26 protein-coding genes are annotated in these 21,539 nt (G+C 40.1%); 23 read left to right on the forward strand and 3 right to left on the reverse strand.

Annotated features, from left to right (window positions below):
- Nucleotides 1-10: 10 nt before the first annotated feature.
- The 17 genes from IM793_RS22270 (at nucleotide 11) to IM793_RS22345 (ending at nucleotide 13,247) form a co-directional block, all read left to right on the forward strand.
- A complete protein-coding gene (locus IM793_RS22270; RefSeq protein WP_193425248.1) occupies nucleotides 11-631 on the forward strand; it encodes a carboxypeptidase-like regulatory domain-containing protein in 621 nt (206 codons plus the stop codon).
- A gap of 212 nt (nucleotides 632-843) precedes the next feature.
- Nucleotides 844-996 carry a hypothetical protein gene (locus IM793_RS22275; protein ID WP_193425251.1) on the forward strand — a complete coding sequence of 51 codons (153 nt, stop codon included), beginning with the start codon at nucleotides 844-846 and terminating at the stop codon, nucleotides 994-996.
- A gap of 118 nt (nucleotides 997-1,114) precedes the next feature.
- The gene (locus IM793_RS22280; RefSeq protein ID WP_193425253.1) at nucleotides 1,115-2,212 is read left to right on the forward strand and encodes a serine hydrolase; all 1,098 of its coding nucleotides are present in this window, start codon (nucleotides 1,115-1,117) and stop codon (nucleotides 2,210-2,212) included.
- A gap of 84 nt (nucleotides 2,213-2,296) precedes the next feature.
- On the forward strand, nucleotides 2,297-3,493 hold the full coding sequence (locus IM793_RS22285) for a serine hydrolase (protein WP_227256352.1): 1,197 nt from the start codon (nucleotides 2,297-2,299) through the stop codon (nucleotides 3,491-3,493).
- 32 nt (nucleotides 3,494-3,525) lie between these two features.
- Nucleotides 3,526-4,029: a RidA family protein gene (locus IM793_RS22290; RefSeq protein ID WP_193425256.1), complete on the forward strand. Its 504-nt coding sequence runs from the start codon at nucleotides 3,526-3,528 to the stop codon at nucleotides 4,027-4,029.
- 189 nt (nucleotides 4,030-4,218) lie between these two features.
- Complete coding sequence (locus IM793_RS22295) at nucleotides 4,219-5,220, forward strand: alpha/beta hydrolase (RefSeq protein WP_193425259.1); 1,002 nt, start codon at nucleotides 4,219-4,221, stop codon at nucleotides 5,218-5,220.
- Between the two features lie 364 nt (nucleotides 5,221-5,584).
- Nucleotides 5,585-5,782 (forward strand): hypothetical protein, encoded by a 198-nt coding sequence (locus IM793_RS24930; protein ID WP_370629847.1) that lies wholly within the window; start codon nucleotides 5,585-5,587, stop codon nucleotides 5,780-5,782.
- Nucleotides 5,783-5,809: 27 nt separating this feature from the next.
- A complete protein-coding gene (locus IM793_RS24935; protein WP_227256353.1) occupies nucleotides 5,810-6,106 on the forward strand; it encodes a hypothetical protein in 297 nt (98 codons plus the stop codon).
- A gap of 258 nt (nucleotides 6,107-6,364) precedes the next feature.
- Nucleotides 6,365-7,042, forward strand: coding sequence for a response regulator transcription factor (locus IM793_RS22305; RefSeq protein ID WP_193425261.1), 678 nt, complete (start codon nucleotides 6,365-6,367; stop codon nucleotides 7,040-7,042).
- Nucleotides 7,039-8,295: a HAMP domain-containing sensor histidine kinase gene (locus tag IM793_RS22310; RefSeq protein ID WP_227256354.1), complete on the forward strand. Its 1,257-nt coding sequence runs from the start codon at nucleotides 7,039-7,041 to the stop codon at nucleotides 8,293-8,295. Before IM793_RS22305 ends, IM793_RS22310 begins: the two co-directional genes overlap by 4 nt.
- Nucleotides 8,296-8,300: 5 nt before the next feature.
- The gene (locus IM793_RS22315; RefSeq protein WP_193425265.1) at nucleotides 8,301-8,969 is read left to right on the forward strand and encodes a cytochrome b/b6 domain-containing protein; all 669 of its coding nucleotides are present in this window, start codon (nucleotides 8,301-8,303) and stop codon (nucleotides 8,967-8,969) included.
- Nucleotides 8,970-9,005: 36 nt separating this feature from the next.
- The gene (locus IM793_RS22320) at nucleotides 9,006-9,698 is read left to right on the forward strand and encodes a VIT1/CCC1 transporter family protein (protein ID WP_193425267.1); all 693 of its coding nucleotides are present in this window, start codon (nucleotides 9,006-9,008) and stop codon (nucleotides 9,696-9,698) included.
- A 294-nt stretch (nucleotides 9,699-9,992) separates the two neighbouring features.
- Nucleotides 9,993-10,328 carry a Rieske 2Fe-2S domain-containing protein gene (locus IM793_RS22325; RefSeq protein ID WP_227256355.1) on the forward strand — a complete coding sequence of 112 codons (336 nt, stop codon included), beginning with the start codon at nucleotides 9,993-9,995 and terminating at the stop codon, nucleotides 10,326-10,328.
- Between the two features lie 95 nt (nucleotides 10,329-10,423).
- Entirely contained in the window at nucleotides 10,424-10,852 is a 429-nt protein-coding gene (locus tag IM793_RS22330; RefSeq protein ID WP_193425270.1) for a thioredoxin family protein, read from the forward strand.
- Between the two features lie 6 nt (nucleotides 10,853-10,858).
- On the forward strand, nucleotides 10,859-11,791 hold the full coding sequence (locus IM793_RS22335; protein ID WP_193425273.1) for an FAD:protein FMN transferase: 933 nt from the start codon (nucleotides 10,859-10,861) through the stop codon (nucleotides 11,789-11,791).
- A gap of 1 nt (nucleotide 11,792) precedes the next feature.
- The gene (locus IM793_RS22340) at nucleotides 11,793-12,023 is read left to right on the forward strand and encodes a DUF4266 domain-containing protein (protein WP_193425276.1); all 231 of its coding nucleotides are present in this window, start codon (nucleotides 11,793-11,795) and stop codon (nucleotides 12,021-12,023) included.
- A 249-nt stretch (nucleotides 12,024-12,272) separates the two neighbouring features.
- Complete coding sequence (locus IM793_RS22345; RefSeq protein ID WP_370629848.1) at nucleotides 12,273-13,247, forward strand: DUF3570 domain-containing protein; 975 nt, start codon at nucleotides 12,273-12,275, stop codon at nucleotides 13,245-13,247.
- 184 nt (nucleotides 13,248-13,431) lie between these two features.
- Here the strand turns inward: IM793_RS22345 and IM793_RS22350 are convergent, their stop codons facing one another.
- Genes IM793_RS22350 through IM793_RS22360 form a run of 3 tightly spaced genes read right to left on the reverse strand, consistent with a single transcriptional unit; the run spans nucleotide 13,432 to nucleotide 16,118 of the window.
- Complete coding sequence (locus IM793_RS22350; protein ID WP_193425281.1) at nucleotides 13,432-14,628, reverse strand: winged helix-turn-helix domain-containing protein; 1,197 nt, start codon at nucleotides 14,626-14,628, stop codon at nucleotides 13,432-13,434.
- Between the two features lie 42 nt (nucleotides 14,629-14,670).
- On the reverse strand, nucleotides 14,671-15,573 hold the full coding sequence (locus IM793_RS22355; protein ID WP_193425284.1) for a DMT family transporter: 903 nt from the start codon (nucleotides 15,571-15,573) through the stop codon (nucleotides 14,671-14,673).
- The gene (locus IM793_RS22360) at nucleotides 15,573-16,118 is read right to left on the reverse strand and encodes a GNAT family N-acetyltransferase (RefSeq protein WP_193425286.1); all 546 of its coding nucleotides are present in this window, start codon (nucleotides 16,116-16,118) and stop codon (nucleotides 15,573-15,575) included. Before IM793_RS22360 ends, IM793_RS22355 begins: the two co-directional genes overlap by 1 nt.
- Nucleotides 16,119-16,190: 72 nt before the next feature.
- Here IM793_RS22360 and IM793_RS22365 point away from each other — a divergent pair, with 72 nt between their 5' ends.
- The 6 genes from IM793_RS22365 to IM793_RS22390 all read left to right on the forward strand — a co-directional run bounded on the left by IM793_RS22365 (nucleotide 16,191) and on the right by IM793_RS22390 (nucleotide 21,538).
- Nucleotides 16,191-17,057 (forward strand): LysR family transcriptional regulator, encoded by an 867-nt coding sequence (locus IM793_RS22365; protein ID WP_193425289.1) that lies wholly within the window; start codon nucleotides 16,191-16,193, stop codon nucleotides 17,055-17,057.
- 141 nt (nucleotides 17,058-17,198) lie between these two features.
- The gene (locus IM793_RS22370) at nucleotides 17,199-17,579 is read left to right on the forward strand and encodes a transmembrane 220 family protein (protein WP_193425292.1); all 381 of its coding nucleotides are present in this window, start codon (nucleotides 17,199-17,201) and stop codon (nucleotides 17,577-17,579) included.
- A 25-nt stretch (nucleotides 17,580-17,604) separates the two neighbouring features.
- Complete coding sequence (locus IM793_RS22375; RefSeq protein WP_193425295.1) at nucleotides 17,605-18,462, forward strand: EboA domain-containing protein; 858 nt, start codon at nucleotides 17,605-17,607, stop codon at nucleotides 18,460-18,462.
- Nucleotides 18,463-18,486: 24 nt separating this feature from the next.
- Nucleotides 18,487-19,467, forward strand: a complete 981-nt coding sequence (locus IM793_RS22380; RefSeq protein ID WP_193425298.1) for a TatD family hydrolase — start codon at nucleotides 18,487-18,489, stop codon at nucleotides 19,465-19,467.
- A 4-nt stretch (nucleotides 19,468-19,471) separates the two neighbouring features.
- Nucleotides 19,472-20,353 carry a UbiA-like protein EboC gene (gene eboC / locus IM793_RS22385; RefSeq protein ID WP_227256356.1) on the forward strand — a complete coding sequence of 294 codons (882 nt, stop codon included), beginning with the start codon at nucleotides 19,472-19,474 and terminating at the stop codon, nucleotides 20,351-20,353.
- A 21-nt stretch (nucleotides 20,354-20,374) separates the two neighbouring features.
- Nucleotides 20,375-21,538 carry a 3-dehydroquinate synthase gene (locus IM793_RS22390; protein ID WP_193425301.1) on the forward strand — a complete coding sequence of 388 codons (1,164 nt, stop codon included), beginning with the start codon at nucleotides 20,375-20,377 and terminating at the stop codon, nucleotides 21,536-21,538.
- Nucleotide 21,539: the final 1 nt, after the last annotated feature.

Raw genomic sequence — 21,539 nt, forward strand, 5'->3', positions numbered from 1 at the left:
AATCAATATCATGAAACTTAAAAAATATGTTTTTACATTTCTCTATGTAATATTAGCAACAGCTGTAGTTTCTGCACAGTATAAAGAGCCTGAAAAAAAAGATAAGGTAGAGATCTTCCGTCCGGAAGTAACATTCGACTCCCTGCAGGCAAAAAAAATGCTGGCAAAAGGTACAGGTACGATAAAGGGAGTTGCTTTTACCAAAGCTAAAAACAATATGGGCTTTAAAGCCGGTCAACGGATTTATGCCAATAAAATCAAAGTAACCCTTTTTCCCGTTACCCCTTATTTTGAGGCCTGGTACCAATTAAGAAAAGACAAGGAAAGCCTTAGAAGGAGGCGCTATGTTTATCTTTCCGACCAAGCCTACAGATATAGGCTCGAAGCAATTACCAATAGTGATGGAGAATTCACTTTTCCTGAGATGAAGCCGGGAAAATATTTTCTACAGGGGGTTCTTGGCTATACTCATTATGGTACATATAACCAATATACAGGCAGTGGCTACAATGGCTATGGACAGACAGATTATTATCAACAGAAGAACTATTCGGTTGACCATGAAGACAGGATCGAAGAGTTTGTCGAGGTAAAAGAAAACGGCGAGATCGTTAAGGTCAAACTGCATTAATTTTACAAAACAATAAGTCTATACCATGCGAACAGATAAAAAATTACCGGTGTGCTGCTTACATTAATGTTGATTTCCGGAATTGAGGCGCATGCCCAGCTCGGCGGACTGCTTGACAAAGCAAAAGAGAAAGCCACAAAAGCCATTGAAAAAAAGATGGACAAAAATAGCACTTCAGAAAAATCCGGAGCTACCATTAACGCGGGCAACAGATGGCCGTATATCTCAATAATATCAAACTTGCTGATACCGTTTTGTTTAGTCCTGCTGCGGCTAAAAACTTTTATATAACGGCACCCTGGGAATATGCTAATGATGCGGGGGGGCTGGTGAGTAACTTTAAGGTTTCAGGATTTAAGAATTAGAGCTAAAATATAACTGCAGTCCGCCCAAATTCATCAATCCATTGATATTTCATTGAAAGAGAAGGCAATCATTGTAACCTCTATTTCCTTTTCTGCGTCTTAATTATAAATATCTATTATGACAAAATGTAAGTATTCCCTTTGCCGGATTGTTTTTCTGTTTATTCTGATCAGCTCTGCTCTTTCTTTGCACGCACAGCGCCTTGAAAAGGGGATCGACAGTTTGATTTTAAAGGATTTTAAGGATCCAAACGGGCCAGGAGGTGTATTTATGGTTTCCAGAAAGGGAAAGCCAATCTATCAAAAAGCTGTTGGTAAGGCGAACCTGGAACTGGGCGATAATCTGAGCACTGAAAATGTTTTCGAACTGGGATCTATGACCAAACAGTTTACAGCAGTAGCTATTCTTATGCTGGAACAAGCGGGTAAACTTAAAGTGGAAGACCCTGTTCTAAAGTATATTCCGGATTATCCCAATGGAGAGAAAATAACCATACACCATCTTTTAACACACACTTCGGGAATAAAGGATTTTACAAAAATGAAAGCGTTATCGGATATTGCGCAAAGGGAAATGACACCTAAAATGATGGTTGATTTTTTTAAAAATGAACCTGTCGATTTTGCACCAGGAGAAAAGTTTGAATACAATAATTCAGGATATGTACTTTTAGGTTATCTGATCGAAATCATTTCCGGAGTGCATTATGAAGATTTTATCAAAAATCAAATTTTCGATAAAGTTGGAATGAGCCGGTCATATTATGCAAGCGATAGGAAAGTCATCAATCAAAGGGCGTACGGGTATCACAAAAAAGAATCCGGATATGTTAACAAAACCATGATCAGTTTTAGTGTACCCTTTTCATCGGGTTCATTAATGTCGACAGCAAGTGATATGTTGAAATGGCAAATGGCATTAAACTGTCATCTCCTCCTTGATGCGAAAGAAACAAATAAGGCGTTCAGCAAATACAAACTAAATAATGGAACGGAATATACTTATGGTTACGGCTGGCATATCCGCGATATAGACGGAACCCCAACCCGTGAACATGGAGGCAGCATTTTTGGCTTTAAAACAATGGCGGTGTACATTCCGGACGAGGATATTTACGTAATAGGACTAAGCAATTGCGACTGCAATTCTCCAACAAAGTTAATAGGAGATATCGCTGGATTTGTATTAAAGGGTGTTAAAGAAAAGCGCTGGTAATTAAATAGTCCACGCGCCGTAAAAAAGTATTGGATGGATAAGACCGATCATAAAATTCTTAATTTAACATGAAATATAATTTTTATGAATAATTACAAGCGGATACTCCTGCTTTGCGTTGGAATAATGGTTCTCACCATGCCTGTTTACGCCCAAAGCAATGCCGGAAGCCCAAACATTGACAGCCTGATGAGTAAAAAGATGTCTGAAAGTGGGATTGTCGGACTTGGTGCAGCCATTATTGTCGATAAAAAAGTTGTCTGGAAAAAAGGGTATGGATTTTCCGATAAGCAAACCGGTGCAGCTTTCACCACATCAACTTTGATGAATATTGCATCGGTTTCCAAAACGGTAACGGGTGCTTGTCTCATGAAAGCGGTAGAGCAGGGGAAAATTTCCCTGGATGAGGATATTAACAAGTACCTCCCTTTCAAAATTCATAATCCTTATTTTCCGGAAGAAAAAATAAGCCTTCGAAACTTATCCACGCATACTTCAGGACTTACCGACAGGTATCCCTTCTATACCGATAGCCTTTACTTCAATGGTAAAGACTCTCCGGAGCCATTGGGTGATTTCCTAAAGAACTATTTTATTCCTGGCGGAAAGTATTATTCGAAAGAAAACTTCCTTAACCATAAACCAGGAACATTCCGTGAATATTCCAATATCGGAGCAGCACTCGCGGGTTATATCGTCGAAGTAAGGACAGGTCAAAAATTGAATGAATACAGTAAAAAGTACCTGTTCGATCCCTTGAGGATGGACGATACCGGATGGTTTATGGCTGAAGTAAACCTGAAAAAGCATACAAAACTTTACGAAAAACAAGATGATAAAGTCAGGGAAATACCCTTGTACGGCTGTACCACTTATCCGGATGGTGGCGTACGCACATCTGTAGATAATCTAAGCAATTTCTTTATCTGTTTGTTAAACAACGGGAAGTTTAAAAACAGGCAGGTATTAAAAGCTGAAACCGTTGAGGAAATGCTCAGGTTCCAGTTTAATGAGGCTAACAAACCCGAAAATGTAAAACCGCAATCACTGAATTCAGGTATTTTCTGGGCGACAAAAATGGGTGCAACGCGGATCGGGCATAATGGATCGGATCCTGGTGTAAGGGTTTTTATGCTTTCTGATTTAAATAAGGAAGTTGGCGTCATCCTGTTCGTCAATACTTCGTTGAGTGAAAAGGAAGAGAATAAATTCTTTGAAATTTACGAAGATCTTTATCAATACGGCGTTAAACTTAAAAATAACGATCTAAGAAACCGGTAAAAATAATGATAACTGAAATTTGTACAATCAAGATGAAACAAACATATAAACTGTTGCTTAATTATGCTCTATTGCTGTTTATGCTGGCCATTGGCAGTTGCAAAAACAGTGATCGTGAAAATATTGCTTTAGGTAAACGGGAAAAGAAGCCGCTAACAATAGATAAGGAAAAATGGCATTGGAACAGTGGTAAAGATCAAAATACAACGGCGGGATATGCCCAGGTTGTTAAATCCGGTAAGGTAATTTACATATCGGGCGTTCCTACAAATGACCTGAGTCCAAAAGGGATCACAGAGGTTTATAAAAGGCTTAATCAATGCCTCAAAGCCTTTGGTGCTACCTCAAAGAACGTTGTTAAAGAGACACTTTACACTACTGATATTGAAGCTATGAAAAAGTATAATGCTGCAAGAAAAGCGTTCTATAAAGACGACTTTCCTGCTGCAAGCTGGGTTCAGGTAAACAGGTTATATGAGCCCGATGCAAAGTTGGAAATCGAACTAATTGCGCATCTTGAAGGTGTGGAGGAATAAACATTAAATAATGGTCATTCCTTTGCAATGGCTTCAACGTTTATTATAAGTTGCTGGCCATTTGCAGCATGCTAAAGTGCAAGCTTAAAAAGTCGTAATACTGCTTTACCCGATATGATGAAGAATGGAAAATCCGATTGTATCAGGAAAATCCCCGCTAAAACAAACACCATTTGTAATAAAAAAAATATGAAAACTTTTCTAAAATGGACCAAACGTATAGGCCTGGGCTTAGTTACTTTGCTAATATTGTTACTCCTGATCGGATTTATTTTTGAAAGAATCTCACGGAATGCTGCTGAAAAAATTAAACCTGATGGCCAGTTTGTAGAAGTTGACGATCATCGTCTTCATTATTACAAAAAAGGGAACGGCGGACCAACCATTGTATTTGAAACGGCATTTGATCCAGCCGGACATCTGCAATGGTACAATATTCAACAAGAATTGCCAAGCTCTTATACAAGCATCTCTTATGACAGAGCCGGAATTTTATGGAGTGAGCGAGGCAAAAATCCAAAATCAGGTGAGGAAATGGCTAAAGAATTACATCTTTTGCTGGAAAAAGCTAAGGCCCCAAAACCGTATATTCTTGTAGGCCATTCCTTTGGAGGCACACTGGTCCGTTTTTTTATCAACAAATACCCTAAAGATGTTGCAGGTGTAATATTTGTAGATAGTCAATGCCCTGATGATGAAAGATATTTATCTCCTGAACTATTTAAAATGGTCAATCAGGGGCTGCCGGGTGGCTTTCTAAAATTCGCGAACACTTTTGGACTTGTGAGATTGATGTTTAAAGGTATGTTTCCCAATAACAAACAATATGCATATCAAAACACCATAATGCCGGCTTTGCTTTACAAAAGCGCTGATGCAGTGCTGGAAGAGCAGGATCAGATGCGCCCCATCAAAAAAGAAGCATCAAAAATAAAATCTTTTGGTGCAATTCCACTTTATGTATTGACCGCGGCAGATGAAAAACGCTTTGATTCTTCCATCAAGGATCGAAAACTAAAGACAGAAATGCTAAGTGCCTGGAATAAAATGCAGAAAGATTTTCTGCTACTTTCCACAAAAAGCAAACAGATCTTAATACCGAACAGTGGTCATTATATTAACCAGGAACAACCACAAGTGATCGAATCTGCCATCAATGATATGGTGAATAAAATAGTGCCGCAAAAATAATCAGCGATTCAGAACAAAAAGTCATCATGGAACAAGGTGTAATGAGTAGACATCCTTTCATAGCGCAAAATACAGAAATCATTTGCGGGTTGCGATGAGGTGATCTATTGAAAATGGCTTGCCTGGCAGTCAATATACTTCTATAACAGGGTATTCTGTATTGGATTTGCGAAAGGCTCAGCCTGTGCGCTTATCCGGCAAAAATCTTTGATCATGGCATAAAAAATGCAAATTGCATTAAATTTGAATCGAATGGCAAGAAAAGTTACGGATGGACCAGTTAGGAACAAGCAGCGGACCAAGGCCAACATAATTGCCGCACTCGGAAAAATCCTGAAAAAAAAACGGCTTTTCCGGATTAAGCATCAGCAGGGTTGCTGATCAGGCAAAGGTAGACAGTCGGCTGATCTATGATTATTTTGGCAGCCTTGAAGGATTGGTGAAGGAATATCTCGATGCCAATGATTACTGGAAAATCAATCCGGAAAATGTCGGGGCCATTGTAGAGGCCAGCAGGGCAGATTCAGGGAAAGCGCTTGCTTACAACGTGCTGGAGGACTAGTTTGACAGTCTGATCAAAAACGAGGAAATGCGCCGCATTATCACCTGGGGGCTTAGCGAAAAGCTGCCTTCACTGAAGGAGCTGGACCTGAAGCGGGAAAACATCGGCGATCAGGTGCTGGGCGAGGTATTTGATGGCCATTTTAACAATACCGATAAAAACTTCAGGGCAATGTACGCCATATTGATGGGGGGAGTGTATTACCTTACCCTCCATGCCAAGATGCAGGAGAATCCTTTCTGCGGGATAGATTTGCAGCAGCCTTCAGGTCAGGAAGAGATCAAAAAGGCACTCAAACAGTTTATCGAGCTGGCCTATACATAATTTGTTAACTTGAGTAGATGGCACGTACATTAGCGTTCAGTCTCATTTGACATTAAATCATTATATCTCACTAATTATAAAACGGCATCTGAGACTCTTATTGTTTGTCAATTGCTAATTACAAAAACACATATACTCAAATTTGTCAGAAGTAAGAACCCGTATAAGACCATGTATCAAGGTTAATTAGTCTCTATCATTTTGTTTTTGTATCAAACTTCAAGATGTCTTCAGTATCTTATACCATATTTGCGTATCATGAAGATTCTCATTATCGAAGACGAACCTGGTCTGCAGCGCAGTATAGCACAATACCTCCTGTCAGAAGGCAATTTGTGCAGTATGGCCTCAACCTATATTCAGGCATTGGAAAGACTTGGTGCATATGAATACGACTGCATTTTGCTTGATCTTACGCTTCCCGATGGTGAGGGGCTTCAGATACTGAACTACCTTAAACGCATGAGCAGGAACGAGGGGGTGATCATCATATCAGCGCGAAATTCCATAAACCAAAAGATTGAGGGTTTGAGTCTCGGTGCTGATGATTACTTAATCAAGCCCTTTCACCTCTCGGAGCTAAATGCCAGAATACTGGCCGTTGTTCGCCGCAAAAGTGCTCATGGCGAAAGGCATATTGAATTTAACGAAATCAGGATAGATCTGGATGCAAAGGAGGTGCTTGTAAATGGAAAGGTGCTTTACATGACCAAAAAAGAATTTGATCTGCTATTATATTTTGTTTCCAATAAAGGTAAAGTAATCTCGAAATCTGCGGCGGTCGAGCACATCTGGGGCGATGATTCGGACATGGCCGACAGTTTTGATTTCATCTATACCCATATCAAGAACATCAGGAAAAAACTTACCGATGCCGGAAGCAGGGATTACTTTCAGTCGGTATATGGTATTGGTTATAAATTCACAGAAGTATGAAGTTATTTACCAGATATAACAGAATATTGGTAGTCATTAGTCTTTCCGGACTGCTGCTAATCGGATTTCTTTTTTACCGGATGCTTGTCTATTATCTCGACCGACAGATTGACCATGACCTGGTGGAAGAGGTAATGGAGGTGAAGGAATATTCGGCAAAAGGCAATTTCTACCAGCCGCATGAATTTGAGGATCTTATTGTTCAGTATAAAAAGGTAGAAAAAGTTAATCCTTCCAGTAGCTATGCCGATACCGTATTCTATAATCCGGTTAAGCACAGGAAAGAAACCGCCAGATACCTTAAGACTGAATTCGAACTGGTTGGACAGCCTTACCAGGTTTTGGTCATTGCTTCGAAATTTGAACGGCAGGAGCAGATCAGAAACATCTGCCTCATTATCCTCATTCCGGTGATGATGCTTTTTGCACTGGTGCTTTTGATAAACAGGATTTTGCTTAAAAAAATCTGGACCCCTTTTGAGCAACTCTTAAAGAATATTACGGCATTCAATATTAATCATGAGCGGCCGTACGAGCCTGTAGAAATGCCGGTGGCAGAATTCAGGCAATTAAACGAGGTTTTGGTAGCACTTTCAGGGAAGGTGAAATCTGATTATCACGAAATCAAGCTTTTCACTGAAAATGCTTCTCATGAAATGATGACGCCCCTGGCTGTAATTAATTCGAAGCTTGATAATATGCTCCAGTCTAATGTGCTTGGTAAGGAGGATGGCGAAACACTAGTTGAACTGTATAAGGCAACCTCCCGTTTGACCAGGCTTAATCAATCCCTACTGCTTTTGTTTAAAATTGATAATAATTTATTGCAGGATGAGGAAAAGGTTAACCTGAAATCGCTTATTGAAGAAAAACAGGTTTACTTCCAGGAACTTATTACGGAGCGCAATATCACCGTGGAAACCACTCTAGCCGATGTAACTATTTCTACAAGCCGAAGCTTACTTGAAATACTGATTAATAATCTTTTCAGTAATGTGATCAGGCATAATTACGATGGTGGTAAAATTGAAATCACTTTGGATGTAGATAAAATAGTATTTGCCAATACCGGGCACAATAAAGCGCTTGATCCTGAAAAAATATTTGACCGTTTTTATAAGGATAATGCCTCAGAAGGTACAGGGCTAGGGCTTGCCATACTGAAACAGATCTGCAACCGGCAACGTTACCAACTTAATTATTCCTATTATCAGGACCTGCACACCTTTACCATTACATTTAACCATCAATAAAACATATGGCTATTATCGAACATACCAATAAAGAAATCGGAGCAGTCAAAAAGGGGAAGAAATACGCCTCTTCCATACGTTTCTGGCACTGGTTAAATTTCGTCATCATTTCCGGTTCACTACTCACCGTGCTGATCAACTCCATGCTTTTTGACCGCTCTCAGCGCAGCTTTGTGAAAAATGAACTGATTAATGCCGGGGCAGCTGTAAGTGACAAGCAGGCCGGAGCAGTTACCCATGGCCTTGAAGATCAGGTATGGGCAATACATAGCTATTTTGGCTATGCCCTAGCTGCACTTTTTCTGTTCAGGTTAATAGCTGAATTTTTTCTACCTCCTGCAAAAAGACTCTTTCCCAAGCTTAAAAAAGCTTACCATGCATATTTTATCTTAAAAAAGGAACGCGAAACTGCAAAGCACGAACTGGTAGCGAAAGGACTTTACATCATTTTTTATCTACTGCTTTTGATTATGGTGGTTACCGGCCTGTTATTGGCTTTTGAAGATTATACTGGCATCCCGCAGAACATTAACCACAGTATAAAAGAATTTCATGGTTTCTGCATGTACCTGATTCTGGGTTTTATTGTTATTCACCTGTCAGGAGTTTTCCTTGCTGAGCGGAAGGATGGAAAGGGAATTGTTTCGGATATGATTAATGGTGGAGAAAATTAAGATGATGGGTATTCAATTTAACATAAAGCTAAACATATGAGTAAGTTTCATCATGAACAACATTTAAAAAGCTCAGCATTTATTTCTGATATCGTTATCGGCATGAGTGATGGGCTTACCGTTCCATTTGCACTTGCCGCTGGCCTGAGCGCCGCTGTAAGCAGCAATTCGATTATCATTACCGCCGGCATTGCCGAGATTATTGCTGGCTGCATTGCTATGGGGCTAGGCGGTTACCTGGCGGGAAAAACAGAGCAGGAGCACTATGAAAGTGAACTGAAAAGGGAATACCTCGAAGTAGAAAATGTACCCGAAAAGGAAAAAGAAGAGGTAAAGGAAATTTTTGCGGAATACGGACTGGATAACAAAGCACAGCAACTTATTGTAGATCAGATGTGTAAAAATAAAGACCACTGGGTAGATTTTATGATGAAGTTTGAACTTGGGCTGGAGAAACCGGATGTCAACAGGGCGAGAAACAGCGCGCTTACCATAGGATTTTCTTACTGTGTTGGTGGTATGCTGCCCTTATCAGCTTATTTTTTTACCTCAAAACCGCAGGATGGGTTGATACTTTCTGCATTGCTGACCACCATCTGCCTTTTCGTATTTGGCTATTTTAAAAGTAAGGTAACCGGACAGCCACCAATAAAAGGTGCGTTAAAAGTGACTGCAATAGGTTTGATTGCTGCAGGAGCGGCATTTCTGATCGCAAGACTGATCACTTAGGTTGTATTTTTATTTTTCGCTCCTTAGGTTCATCATTAACAAATATTTAACAGATTTTTATTCAAAACTTCAGAATGTCTTCAGACTTTGTCTATAGTTTTGTTACAAGCAATCGGTTTTATTCTTATTCCCCGATGAAAGGATAGCCAAAGCCAACGGAACCCTAAAAACTTTTTATAGATAGAATTTTTTACACGATTTTATTCAGTTTATCCCCGTCGGTAACGAAGGGCTATCCATCAGGATATTGACTGAATATTTTATTGCATTGCTCATTTTAACTATAAAAGGAACATGGACAGAAAAGATTTTCTTAACAGCATCGGGATGAGTGCTGCGGCCTTTGCACTCATCAGCTGTATCGGTTGCAAAAAGACTGATGGCAGTAGTTCTACAGATACCACAAGCCCAACTGGTGTAAATTTTACACTTGATTTAAGCCTGGCAGCCAATGCGGCACTGTTAAGCAACGGCGGCTCATTAGTGTCGAATGGGGTTATTGTAGCCAAAACAAAGGAAGGGGCTTATATTGCCGTGCAGCGATCATGTACTCATGAAAGTTATCCCCTCACTTATCAATCTGTAAACAGCCGTTTTTACTGTCCTAACCACAGCGCAACCTTTTCTTAAAATGGAGTCGTAACCAATGGTCCGGCTTCACACTCCTTAACCATTTATAATACCCAGCTTACGGGTATTACCTTAAAAGTTTATTCTTAAAAATTATGAAACTACTTTTTGTCGCCCTAATCGGGTTGTTCGCTATTCCGGCATCATGGATGGGAAACTTTACTGAAGCGCAGAAACAGGCTAAAGCCACACATAAACAGATCCTCATCAATTTTTCCGGATCCGATTGGTGCGGTCCGTGTATCCGCCTGCGCAAAGAGATTTTAGAATCCGAAAGCTTTGAACAATATGCCGCTGCCAATCTTTTATTGGTAAGGGCAGATTTTCCAAGGCAGAAGAAAAATCAACTTCCTAAGGAACAAATTAAACTCAACGAAGCATTAGCAGAGGTATATAACAAAGATGGTAAGTTCCCTTTTACCGTTTTGGTTGATGAAAATGGAAAGGTGCTCAAAAGCTGGGATGGATTTCCTGGTGAAAGTCCGCAGGATTTCGTTTCTGAAATTGATAAACTAAAAAAATAAGCTTTAATGACCAAATATGTTTCTGTAAACCGGATACTAAAACTCATGGGAAACCGGTTTGAGTTTACTGTGATTGCTGAGCATGAGCAGGAGGGTAATGCAGCGATAGATGCCGCAATAGATGAAGTGCGAAGGATAGAATATTTGCTCACTACTTTCAGCGATCTCAGCCAAACCAGCCTGATCAACGGGCGTGCTGGTTTAAGCCCAGTAAAAGTAGATGAGGAAGTGATTAGCCTTATTGAGCGGTCTGTCAGGATCTCAGAAATTACCGATGGGGCTTTTGATATTACCTATGGCTCTATAGATAAAAGACTCTGGAATTTTGATCAGGGTATGACCAGCCTTCCTGACGAAGAAACTGCACTAAAATCTGTCGGACTGATTGATTATCGAAATGTAATAATAGACAAAAAAAAGTCAACTGTTCTGCTCAAAAATAAAGGCATGCGTATCGGTTTTGGTGGAATTGGAAAAGGCTACGCTGCCGATAAGGCAAAGTTGGTGCTGCAGAAACTGGGTATCAAAAGCGGGATTGTAAATGCAGCAGGAGATCTGATTACCTGGGGTACTCAAGCCAGTGGCCATCCATGGACAGTAGGTATTGCAGACCCCGAACAAACCGACAGACCTTTTTCTGCACTAAAAATCAGTGATATGGCGATTGCCACTTCTGGTAGTTACGAAAAATTTGTGACGATTAATGGCAAACGCTATTCCCATACCATAGATCCCAAAACCGGACTGCCGGTAAGCAGCGTAAAAAGTGTGAGTATCATCTGCCCAAGTGCTGAACTTGCTGATGCCTTAGCTACACCAGTTGTAGTGATGGGCGTAAAAATAGGGCTGGAGCTGATTAACCAGATTAAGCAAGTGGCCTGTATTGTTATCGACGATAATGATCGGGTATATACCTCAAACAATATTAATGTGATATAATATGAAAATTTCAAGAACATTTTTCCTTTCGATGGTTACCGCGATTTCGCTGGGCAGCATGCTTAGCGCATGTAGCAGCGTAAAGCCTTATCAAAAAAATAAAATTAATGATGCAGATATGATCCTTTCGGCCAGGAAGGCTCAAAAATTTGAGCAGAGTTTCCAGCTGTACCGTGAAGGTGCATCTGGTGCCAATGGAGGCAAAAGCGGTGGTGGTTGTGGTTGTAATTAATTAGCTGCAGAAATGAGAAAAATATATCTTCATGTGCTTTTTATGTACTTCGGTATCTTAAGCACTTATGCGCAAACCAGACCAGCACCCGCAAAAGTAGATAGCAGTAGGTATCAGTCTCGAAAACTCAAAATCGACGAAATTAACCTGGTTTCAGCCTATTATCATCAGAACGGGAATAATTCTGCTGTTACTGGCGGTATTGGTACTGAGAAACTGAGCGATTTTGCAAATACGATTGACCTGCAGATGTCTAAATTCAATAAAAGGGGCAGAAAAAATACTTTTCTTTTCGAGCTTGGGGTAGATCATTATACTTCCGCTTCGTCTGATAAGATCGATCCAAGTACCATTTCTTCAGCATCTTCGGCCGATACCCGTATTTATCCTTCTTTAAACTGGACACACTCCAATGAAGAAACAGGAAATTCCTTTGGTTTCACAGGATCTTATTCAACAGAATTCGATTACCAATCAATGGGAGCAGCCTTTAATTTAACCCGTTTATCAAAAGATAAAAATACCCAGTTTGACTTTAAACTTCAGGCATTTTTAGATCAGTGGACGGTCATCCTGCCGATAGAACTGCGAACGGGCAATGCCGGCAAGGGGCACGAACAATATGATACTGCACCGAGGAATTCTTTCAGTGCATCCTTTTCGCTGTCACAGGTGATCTCCCAGAAATTCCAGGCCTCATTGATCCTGGAGCCATCCTATCAGAAGGGTTTGCTGGCCACTAAATACCAGCGCGATTATTTTACCGATGGCTCGCTGCGATCGGAAACTTTACCCGATAAGCGTTACAAACTTCCTATCGGACTGCGGATGAATTACTTTTTGGACGATCGTTTTGTGATCCGTACTTTTTACCGTTATTATATGGATAACTGGGGAATCAGGGCGCATACAGCAGAGCTTGAAATACCGGTAAAGATCAATTCATTCTTTTCTATAAGCCCTTTCTATCGTTATAATAACCAGGTGGGAACCAAATACTTTTCCGCTTATGGCCAGCATTCGCCATCGGAACAATATTTTACCAGCGATTATGACCTATCTACACTCACCAGTGATTTTTATGGCGCAGGTATTCGTTTTGCTCCGCCGAAAGGTGTTTTTGGCTGGCAAAGACTCAATATGCTGGAATTGCGATATGGACATTATTCAAGGTCAACAAGTTTGGTTTCCAATATTGTTTCTTTAAATCTTAAATTTAAATAAGCCTACATAATTAAGGGTTTACAATCCAAAACGTCTGCCCTGTTTACCAATTTTATATTAAGTCAAATTCACTGGGAATAAAGGTATATCATCTTATATTCCTGGTGAATTAATATTAATTGATATTTAATTTATTCTTGTCTATAAACACAATAAGGCATTAACCAAAATCATATTGATGCATTTAATGATCAGAAAATTCTTTACTGATTGATCTCAGCAATTCATTATTATTTGATTTTTTAAAGATCACATCCTGGCATTTATTGAACAGGATAAACTCCTTTAAATTTTGGATAAACTTATCAATAGTTTTTTCATCAATTTCAACCGGCTCAAAATGGAGATTATGGACGATTAATGTTTTCTGTTTGCGGTCTGCTTTAGTGTCCATCCTTGCAATAAATCTCTCTCCAGACAGAATCGGGAGTGAGAAATAACCAAATTTTCGTTTTGGAGCCGGTACAAAACATTCAATCTGATAATCAAAGTCGAAAAAATCCTTTAAACGGGCGCGAAATACATTCAGGGTATCGAAAGGGGAAAGAATGAAAACCTCATCTGCTATACCAATATTAATATCGGTGTCCGAAAGCATATATAATGGTCCTTTCACTCCATTTACAATTACCGTTTTAACTTCTCCTGACTGAAGCATCTTTTCCAGTTCTTTTTTTACCAGGTTACCTTTTACACGGCGGGAACGCCAGGTCATTTCTTTTACAGAAGAAATTCCCAGTGCACCGAGGGTGCGTTTGATAACATAACGTGCATAATCTTCATCTGTCGGCATGGTTTGATCGATATCAAGGGGCACTACATCCAAAGGCAGGTGGTAAATTTTTTGGAAAGCGCTATTGCGGCTGATCATCAGTTTGCCTTCCAGATAAAGTTTTTCCAGCGCCACCTTTGCAGGCCGCCAATCCCACCAGCCCGAACTAGCCTCTGTACGGTCGTTCTCAAAATCGCCGACCATTACTGATCCTTCACGTTCAACCTGATCTAAAATCTGGTTCATTAAATCCGATTCCCGTTTCGTAAGGGAAGTACCCCGTGTTTCAAACGCCTTTTTAACAGGTAATGAAAAGCGAAAATCGCGCATGGGCATAAACCCGGCGTCAGAGGTGAAGTATTCAAAAATATCACCCTGTTCACCAAGTTCTGCAAGCCATTCTGTTTGGTAATCAGGTACACGGGCAAACATGGCATGATGATGGGCACGTTCAACCACATAGTTGGTATCTAACTGTATGTAGCCCAAATGGTTGATAACCCTGTAAACTGCATCAATCTCATTTCCAAACTGTGCTTTTTTTGAGAGTCCTGCCGCGTGTAAAATGATTTTCCGTGCCTGCGATCTGTTCAGTATAATGGCTTCCATTTCACTAATATATCGATCATTTACCTGTCATCAAAAACAGGCTTAATCCTTTTTCCACTTTGATAGGCTTGATATTGCCATTTGACCTGGCATTCTCCACTTAAGTTCAGAAATCAGTGTGGCTAAAAATATCATTCCCCCTCCAATCAATAACCTTGATGTAATTGCTTCACCCAAAATAAAGTGTGCGGCAAAAGCCCCGAAAATGGGTTCGAAAAGATAGATGATGGATACCCTTTCGGCACTAATGTATTTTTGAGAAATATTCGATATCGTGTACATGTAGGCCGTTGAAAATAATGCGCAAAAAATAATCCCAATCCAAAATGTTTCTTGCTGAGGAATCCAGGTGACGTTTCCCTGAATAAACGTTAATACAAAAGTTAATACGGCGCAAGTAGCAAACATAGGCACAATGGTGGGCACAATATCGTAGGCCTTCGATTCCTTTTCAATCTGGATTAAATATATGGCGAAACAAAAAGCACCGATAATGGTGTATAAATCGCCGGTTCCGATACTGAATTTATCAGTAATAGAGATTACAAAAAGACCAATCAACGCGGTGCATGCGGCAATCCATATTTTGAGTGCAGCAGCTTTTCTGTAAATAATAAGTTTGATTACCGGAATCATTACAACGGTTATTCCGGCAACAAATGAACATTGCGATGCTGAGGTATGTGTAATACCAAGTGTTTGCAAATAAATGCCCAGTACCAGCGGAATAGCCAAACCAGCGCCTCTTTTTATAGTGGTGGCATTGAGATTTTTTACCTGTTTCCAAAAAATAACCGATAATACCATTGTGGCGAGTAAAAAACGGTAGAACAAAAACAGAACAGGTTGGTACTGCCCGATAGCAAGTTTGGTAACAGAAAAGGAAATTCCCCAGAATGCGGTACCCAGAATCAGTAAAATCAGAAAAAGAGTTCTTTTTTCCATTAAGATACTTTTAATTCATTATCGTTGACCAATACTTTTTTCATCATCAAATCTGTTTGCTCATCATCTCCAAGCAAAAACTTATGTTTGCCGAAAGGGGTAAAGCCATTTTTTTTGTAAAACCGTAAAGCCCTGTGATTTTCTTCCCATACACCTAGCCATACATAACTGGCTTGCATGTAAAGCGCAATATCAATAGCTTTTTGATAAAGCAACTGACCAACATTTTGACCGTAAAATGCTTTCAAAAGGTAAATCCGCTCAATTTCAAGTGCATCAAGGTTTAATTTTTCGGTTTGCGCTTGCCCCATGTTGATCTTTAAATAGCCTATTGCTTTTCCATTAAGCAGCGCGAAATAAAACTGAGAATCCTGATTATTCAGTTCTCCTTTCAATTTTTCTTCCGAAAATCCTTTTTCGAGGTAGTCTTTCATGTTTTCCTCACTGTTTACCTCCGCAAAAGCTTCAGAAAATGTTGTCCTGCCAATCTCTTGTAATTTTTTAAGATCAGCTGCTGTTGCCCTTTCAATTATGATCTGCTCCATGGCACGAATGTAATAACTCTTTAAGTGTAATAAAATGCTATTTTTTCATTTATTAATGCGTATTTTGCATTAATGGATCTTCAGCGAATCAAGTATTTTCTGGCCCTGGCAGAACAACTTCATTATTGGAAAACGGCAGAAAAGGTAAATATCACACAGTCTGCCCTCACCAGGCAAATTCAGTCGCTCGAAAATGAATTGGGTTTGCAGCTTTTCGAACGCAACAAACGGAATGTAAAGCTCACTCCAGCGGGTAAATTCTTAAGAGAGAAGTGGGAAGTCGAATTAAATGAACTCGAATATATCCATCAGTTTGCCAAACAGATCCATTTAGGTGAACGTGGAACCATTACCATTGCACATCCCGATTCCATATCGGCTTCTATCATGCCCGATATTTTGGCGAAGATTACGCAGGCATTTCCACAGCTTCAAATTAAGCTGGTGCAGGTTTTATATGAAAATCAACTCGATTTTTTAAAAAATTATAAGATTGATCTGGCCATCACGAGAGATATTACCAGTGAGCAGGGGATTAAATCAAAAAAAATATACTCCGATCATCTGGCTTTGGTGGTGCCGTTAGAACATCCTTTTACAAAATTTGAGGATTTATCTACAGAAGGCCTTAAAGCACAAAAGTTTATACTACCTACGAAGGATGAAGGCAGTAGTTACAGCGAAATTATTCAGGCGCTTTTTAAATCTTACGATTTTGTTCCGGATGTATATCTCCATTCCGAATTTGGATCTACAATTATCGCCCTTGTTAGGAAAGGCCTGGGAATAGCCATTTTGCCTGATTCTTATATGCACCATCAAAGTCCTGGCTTACGTTTTATTCCCTTGCCCTTTAAAACCGATATATTGATTAACTGGCGGGCCGATGACCATAATCCGGTACTTGCGAATATCTTAAAACTCGTTTTTGGAGATTAAAAAGTTAATCAAAAAAAAATTTTATAGCAGTATATAATTTACATATTTTAAGCAAAAAAAGCATTCTGTTTAAATAACTTTGTTTTTCAACTAAAAAATCGAAAAATCGATTTAGTATATCTAATAACCAAATAATTTAAAATGCTTTTAATTATTCTCAACATTATTTTTTGCATCTCATTTTTAGGCTTTGCCTATGTAAATTTAAATGATAACGATGCCTTTCTTTGGGTGTCTATTTATTTGAGTGCTGCTATTTGCTGCGGATTGGCAGCTGCGGGTAAATTTTATCCTTTCGCTTATCTGTTTTTAACTGCTTTCTATTTAATTTATGCCATCATCCTCTTCTTTGCAAAAGATGGTGTAAGGGATTGGATGACCAAGTACAGACGCGAGAGTCTCGTGCAGAGCATGCAGGCCACAAAACCTTACATCGAGCAAACGCGGGAATTCTTTGGCCTGTTAATTATTGCTGGCGCACTATTGATCAACTATTTTATTTCTGCCGGGATTTCCGCATAAATGCCATTATACAATTTATCTTATTATGAGAGAAGATCATATGAAGGCGGTAAAGGAAATAATAGCGTCTGTTGTTAAAAACAATATCAATTTAGTGGCTGAAAATTGGCCAGAACAATTTATACTTGTTACAGACCAACCGGCGCAGTTAGCTAAAGTATTTGTAATGCTGCCGCGTAAAACAGGAAAGTTACCGGTTGCAATGACCAATGATCAGCAAGAAATACTTCATGCGGCAGGCTTTGGGTATATCGGTAACTGGACCATTGACAGGCTTTCCCGTGTTTGGTTGCTCAGCAATTTAAATTCAGAAGACAAAGATACATTCTATTCAACTGTTGATCGTTTATTCCTGGCCGCAGAAATAAATGAGGCGGTTGCCTTGTATTCGGTCCTGCCGTTTTTAGCCCATCCTGAAATTTGGGTGAAACGTTGTGCTGAAGGAATCAGAAGTAATATCGGTTCGGTTTTGGAGGCGATTATGGAAAACAATCCCTATCCTTCAGGAAATCTGGATGAAGCTGCCTGGAACCAATTGGTGCTGAAAGCGTTCTTTACCGAAAAAAATATCAGCTCCATTATTGGTTTAGATCAACGGGCCAATCCGGATCTTGCATTAACGTTGATTGATTATGCAAAAGAACGCTGGGCTGCCGGGCGAAAGGTAAACCCACAACTTTGGCGCCTGGTTGGTAAATTTATCAATGCCGAAATTTTTGAGACCCTTAAAGTTGGTTTGCAGCATTACGACCAGATTGAGCAACGTGCCATTGCCCTTGCCATTTCAGAGTCCGGTTATCAACCGGCAAAAGATTATATCCATACTTTTCCAGAACTAAAGCTGGCCCTGGCCGATGGAAGCTTAAACTGGAATTCATTTTAACCCACAAAAATTTAACAAAAAGATATGTGTTGTAGTAGTTCAATACAAAGAGATAAAGCAATGATGGGAGCGCCTGAAGCTTTCGATATCAATGCGGTAAAGGGAATGAAGTTTTTCGATCCACATGTTCACATGACTTCGAGAACAACAGACGATTACCAGGCAATGGCCGATGCGGGAGTTGTTGCTTTGATAGAGCCTGCATTTTGGCTGGGGCAGCCACGTACCGGACTGGATAGTTTTAGAGATTATTACAGTAGCCTGATCGGGTGGGAGCGCTTCCGGTCTTCTCAGTTTGGCATTAAACATTATTGCACCATCGGTCTTAATTCAAGAGAGGCCAATAACGAAAGTCTGGCCGAACAGGTAATGGAAATCCTGCCGCTGTTTGTTTATAAAGAAGGTGTTGTTGGTATTGGCGAAATCGGTTTCGACGATCAGACGGCTGCCGAAGAAAAATATTACCGGTTACAGCTGGAACTTGCTAAAGAAGCAGGCTTGCCTGTACAGGTACATACGCCGCATCGTGATAAGAAAAAAGGTACACAACGCAGCATGGACATTGCTTTGGAGCACGGCCTCGATCCTTATAGTGTAATTATCGACCATAATAATGAAGAAACAGTAAAAGAGGTGTTAGATAGAGGCTTCTGGGCTGCATTTACCATCTATCCGTTTACTAAAATGGGTAACGAACGGATGGTCGAAATTGTAAAACAATATGGCCCAGAGCGGATTATGGTAAATTCTGCTGCAGATTGGGGCATCAGTGATCCATTAGCGGTACCAAAAACTGCGTCTTTAATGAAAATGCGTGGTTTAAGCGATCAGGATATTGAGTTGGTTACTTACCGCAATGCAATTACAGCCTTTGCGCAGAGCGGACAGCTGAACGAAACAGATTTTAACGCACAGATAGATCTTACCGTGAAATTTGAAGGAAATACCATCTTGCGTGGCGGACAACAGCCAAGAACAGATAAATCGTCGATCATCATTAGTTAAAGTATTGAAAAGAATAATTATCTATCTGCGCATGATGCGCCCTGCCAATATTGTGACTTCAATAGCCGATATTTTAGCAGGAATTGCCATTTCTGATGTTTTAAACAATGGAGTTTCCATCCCATGGTTATCCATTGTGTTTTTGACGGCATCAACAGCCTGTTTATATGGAGGAGGAATCGTTTTTAACGATGTTTTTGATGCCGACCTGGATAAAATAGAACGCCCGGAACGGGTCATCCCCAGTGGGATAATCAGCTTACAACATGCAACCATATTAGGAAGTATATTACTTTTTGCCGGAATTGCTTTGGCTGCTTTAAATAGTTTAACATCAGGCGTACTGGCTCTTTTGGTGGCCGTTTTTGCTTTGTTTTATAATAAATTTGGCAAACACTATTCTTTTTTCGGACCGTTAAATATGGGCCTGTGCCGCGGGTTTAACCTGTTGCTGGGTTTGAGTATTGTGCCTCAAATGCTTCACAATCATTATCTGGCTATTATTCCGGTAATTTATATTTTTTCCATCACCATGACCAGCCGTGGCGAAGTACACGGAGGCCGTGCTAAAAACTTATACCTGGCCGCCTTTCTGTACGCAACCGTGATCTGTGCGATTGCTTATTTTGCTTTTGTAAACGAAAGGTTGCTATTGTCGTTGCTGTTTCTGGTTCCTTTTACCTTTATGATTTTCAGACCACTTTTAAAAGCGATAAAAGAGCCTGTTGGTAAAAATATCGGAAGGGCAGTAAAAGCTGGCGTAATTTCGCTTATCTTGATGGATGCCGCATGGGCGGTAACTTTCGACGCCCTGATTTTGGCTTTTATAATTGCAGCGCTATTGCCACTATCCATGTGGCTTTCTAAATTATTTGCCGTTACTTAACCCTCAAACACACAAATTGATATGGAACATTTACATCAATCCTTCACTGTACAATATAATTACAATGTTTTCTTTACCTCATCGCTTTTTCTACCCGAAAACGAACTGTTAAACCGTTTTTTAGTTAATCTAAATCCGGCTGTAACGGTAAAGAAGATTTTATTTATAATAGATGAAGGTGTAGCAAATGCACATAAAGACCTTAATACCCAGATTAAAACCTATTTTGCAAAATATAGCCAAACGCAGTTAGTTCAGGATATTTTGGTTATCCCAGGGGGAGAACAGGTAAAAAACGATACTCAGTATTTTGATCAGGTATTGGAAGCCATTAATCTTCATGGTATCGACAGGCATTCGTTTGTTGCTGCCATTGGTGGTGGTGCGGTGCTTGATATGGTGGGTTATGCCGCTACGGTTGCACACCGTGGTATTAAACATATCAGGATTCCAAGTACTGTGCTTTCGCAGAACGATTCGGGCGTTGGGGTTAAAAACGGGATTAATTATTTCAATAAAAAGAATTTTTTAGGCACCTTCTCGCTACCGGTTGCGGTTTTTAATGATGAGGTATTTTTAAGTACTTTATCCGATCGCGATTGGCGTTCGGGCATAGCCGAAGCCATTAAAGTGGCACTGATTAAAGACCGCGAATTTTTTGAATGGCTGGAAGTAAATGCCATTGCCCTTGCAAACCGGGATACTGCAGCCATGAACTACCAGATCTGGAAATGTGCAAAACTCCACATGGAGCATATCCGGAGTGCCGATCCTTTTGAAAATGGTTCTGCCCGTCCATTGGATTTTGGACATTGGAGCGCGCATAAGCTGGAATACCTGACCAATTTTGAAGTGAGGCACGGCGAGGCGGTTGCCATGGGCATTGCCTTAGATACGGTATATTCCAATTTATCGGGCAGGATCAGTGCCGAAGATGCGCAAAGGGTAATTTTCCTGATTCAGCAACTTGGTTTCGAATTAACACATCCTTTGTTAAAGGTTATCGAAGGCAATAGCCCGATTTTACAGGGATTGGAAGAGTTTAGGGAGCATCTTGGTGGCGAACTGACTATCACCTTGCTCACTGGCCTGGGCAGTGGCGAGGAAGTTCACGAAATTGATGCTGATATTTTAAAACAGGCTGCAGCAATATTAAATAATCAGGCCGCTATTATTCAACATTAAA

This window comes from Pedobacter sp. MR2016-19, from assembly GCF_014947265.1.
In the GTDB taxonomy this organism is placed as follows: domain Bacteria; phylum Bacteroidota; class Bacteroidia; order Sphingobacteriales; family Sphingobacteriaceae; genus Pedobacter.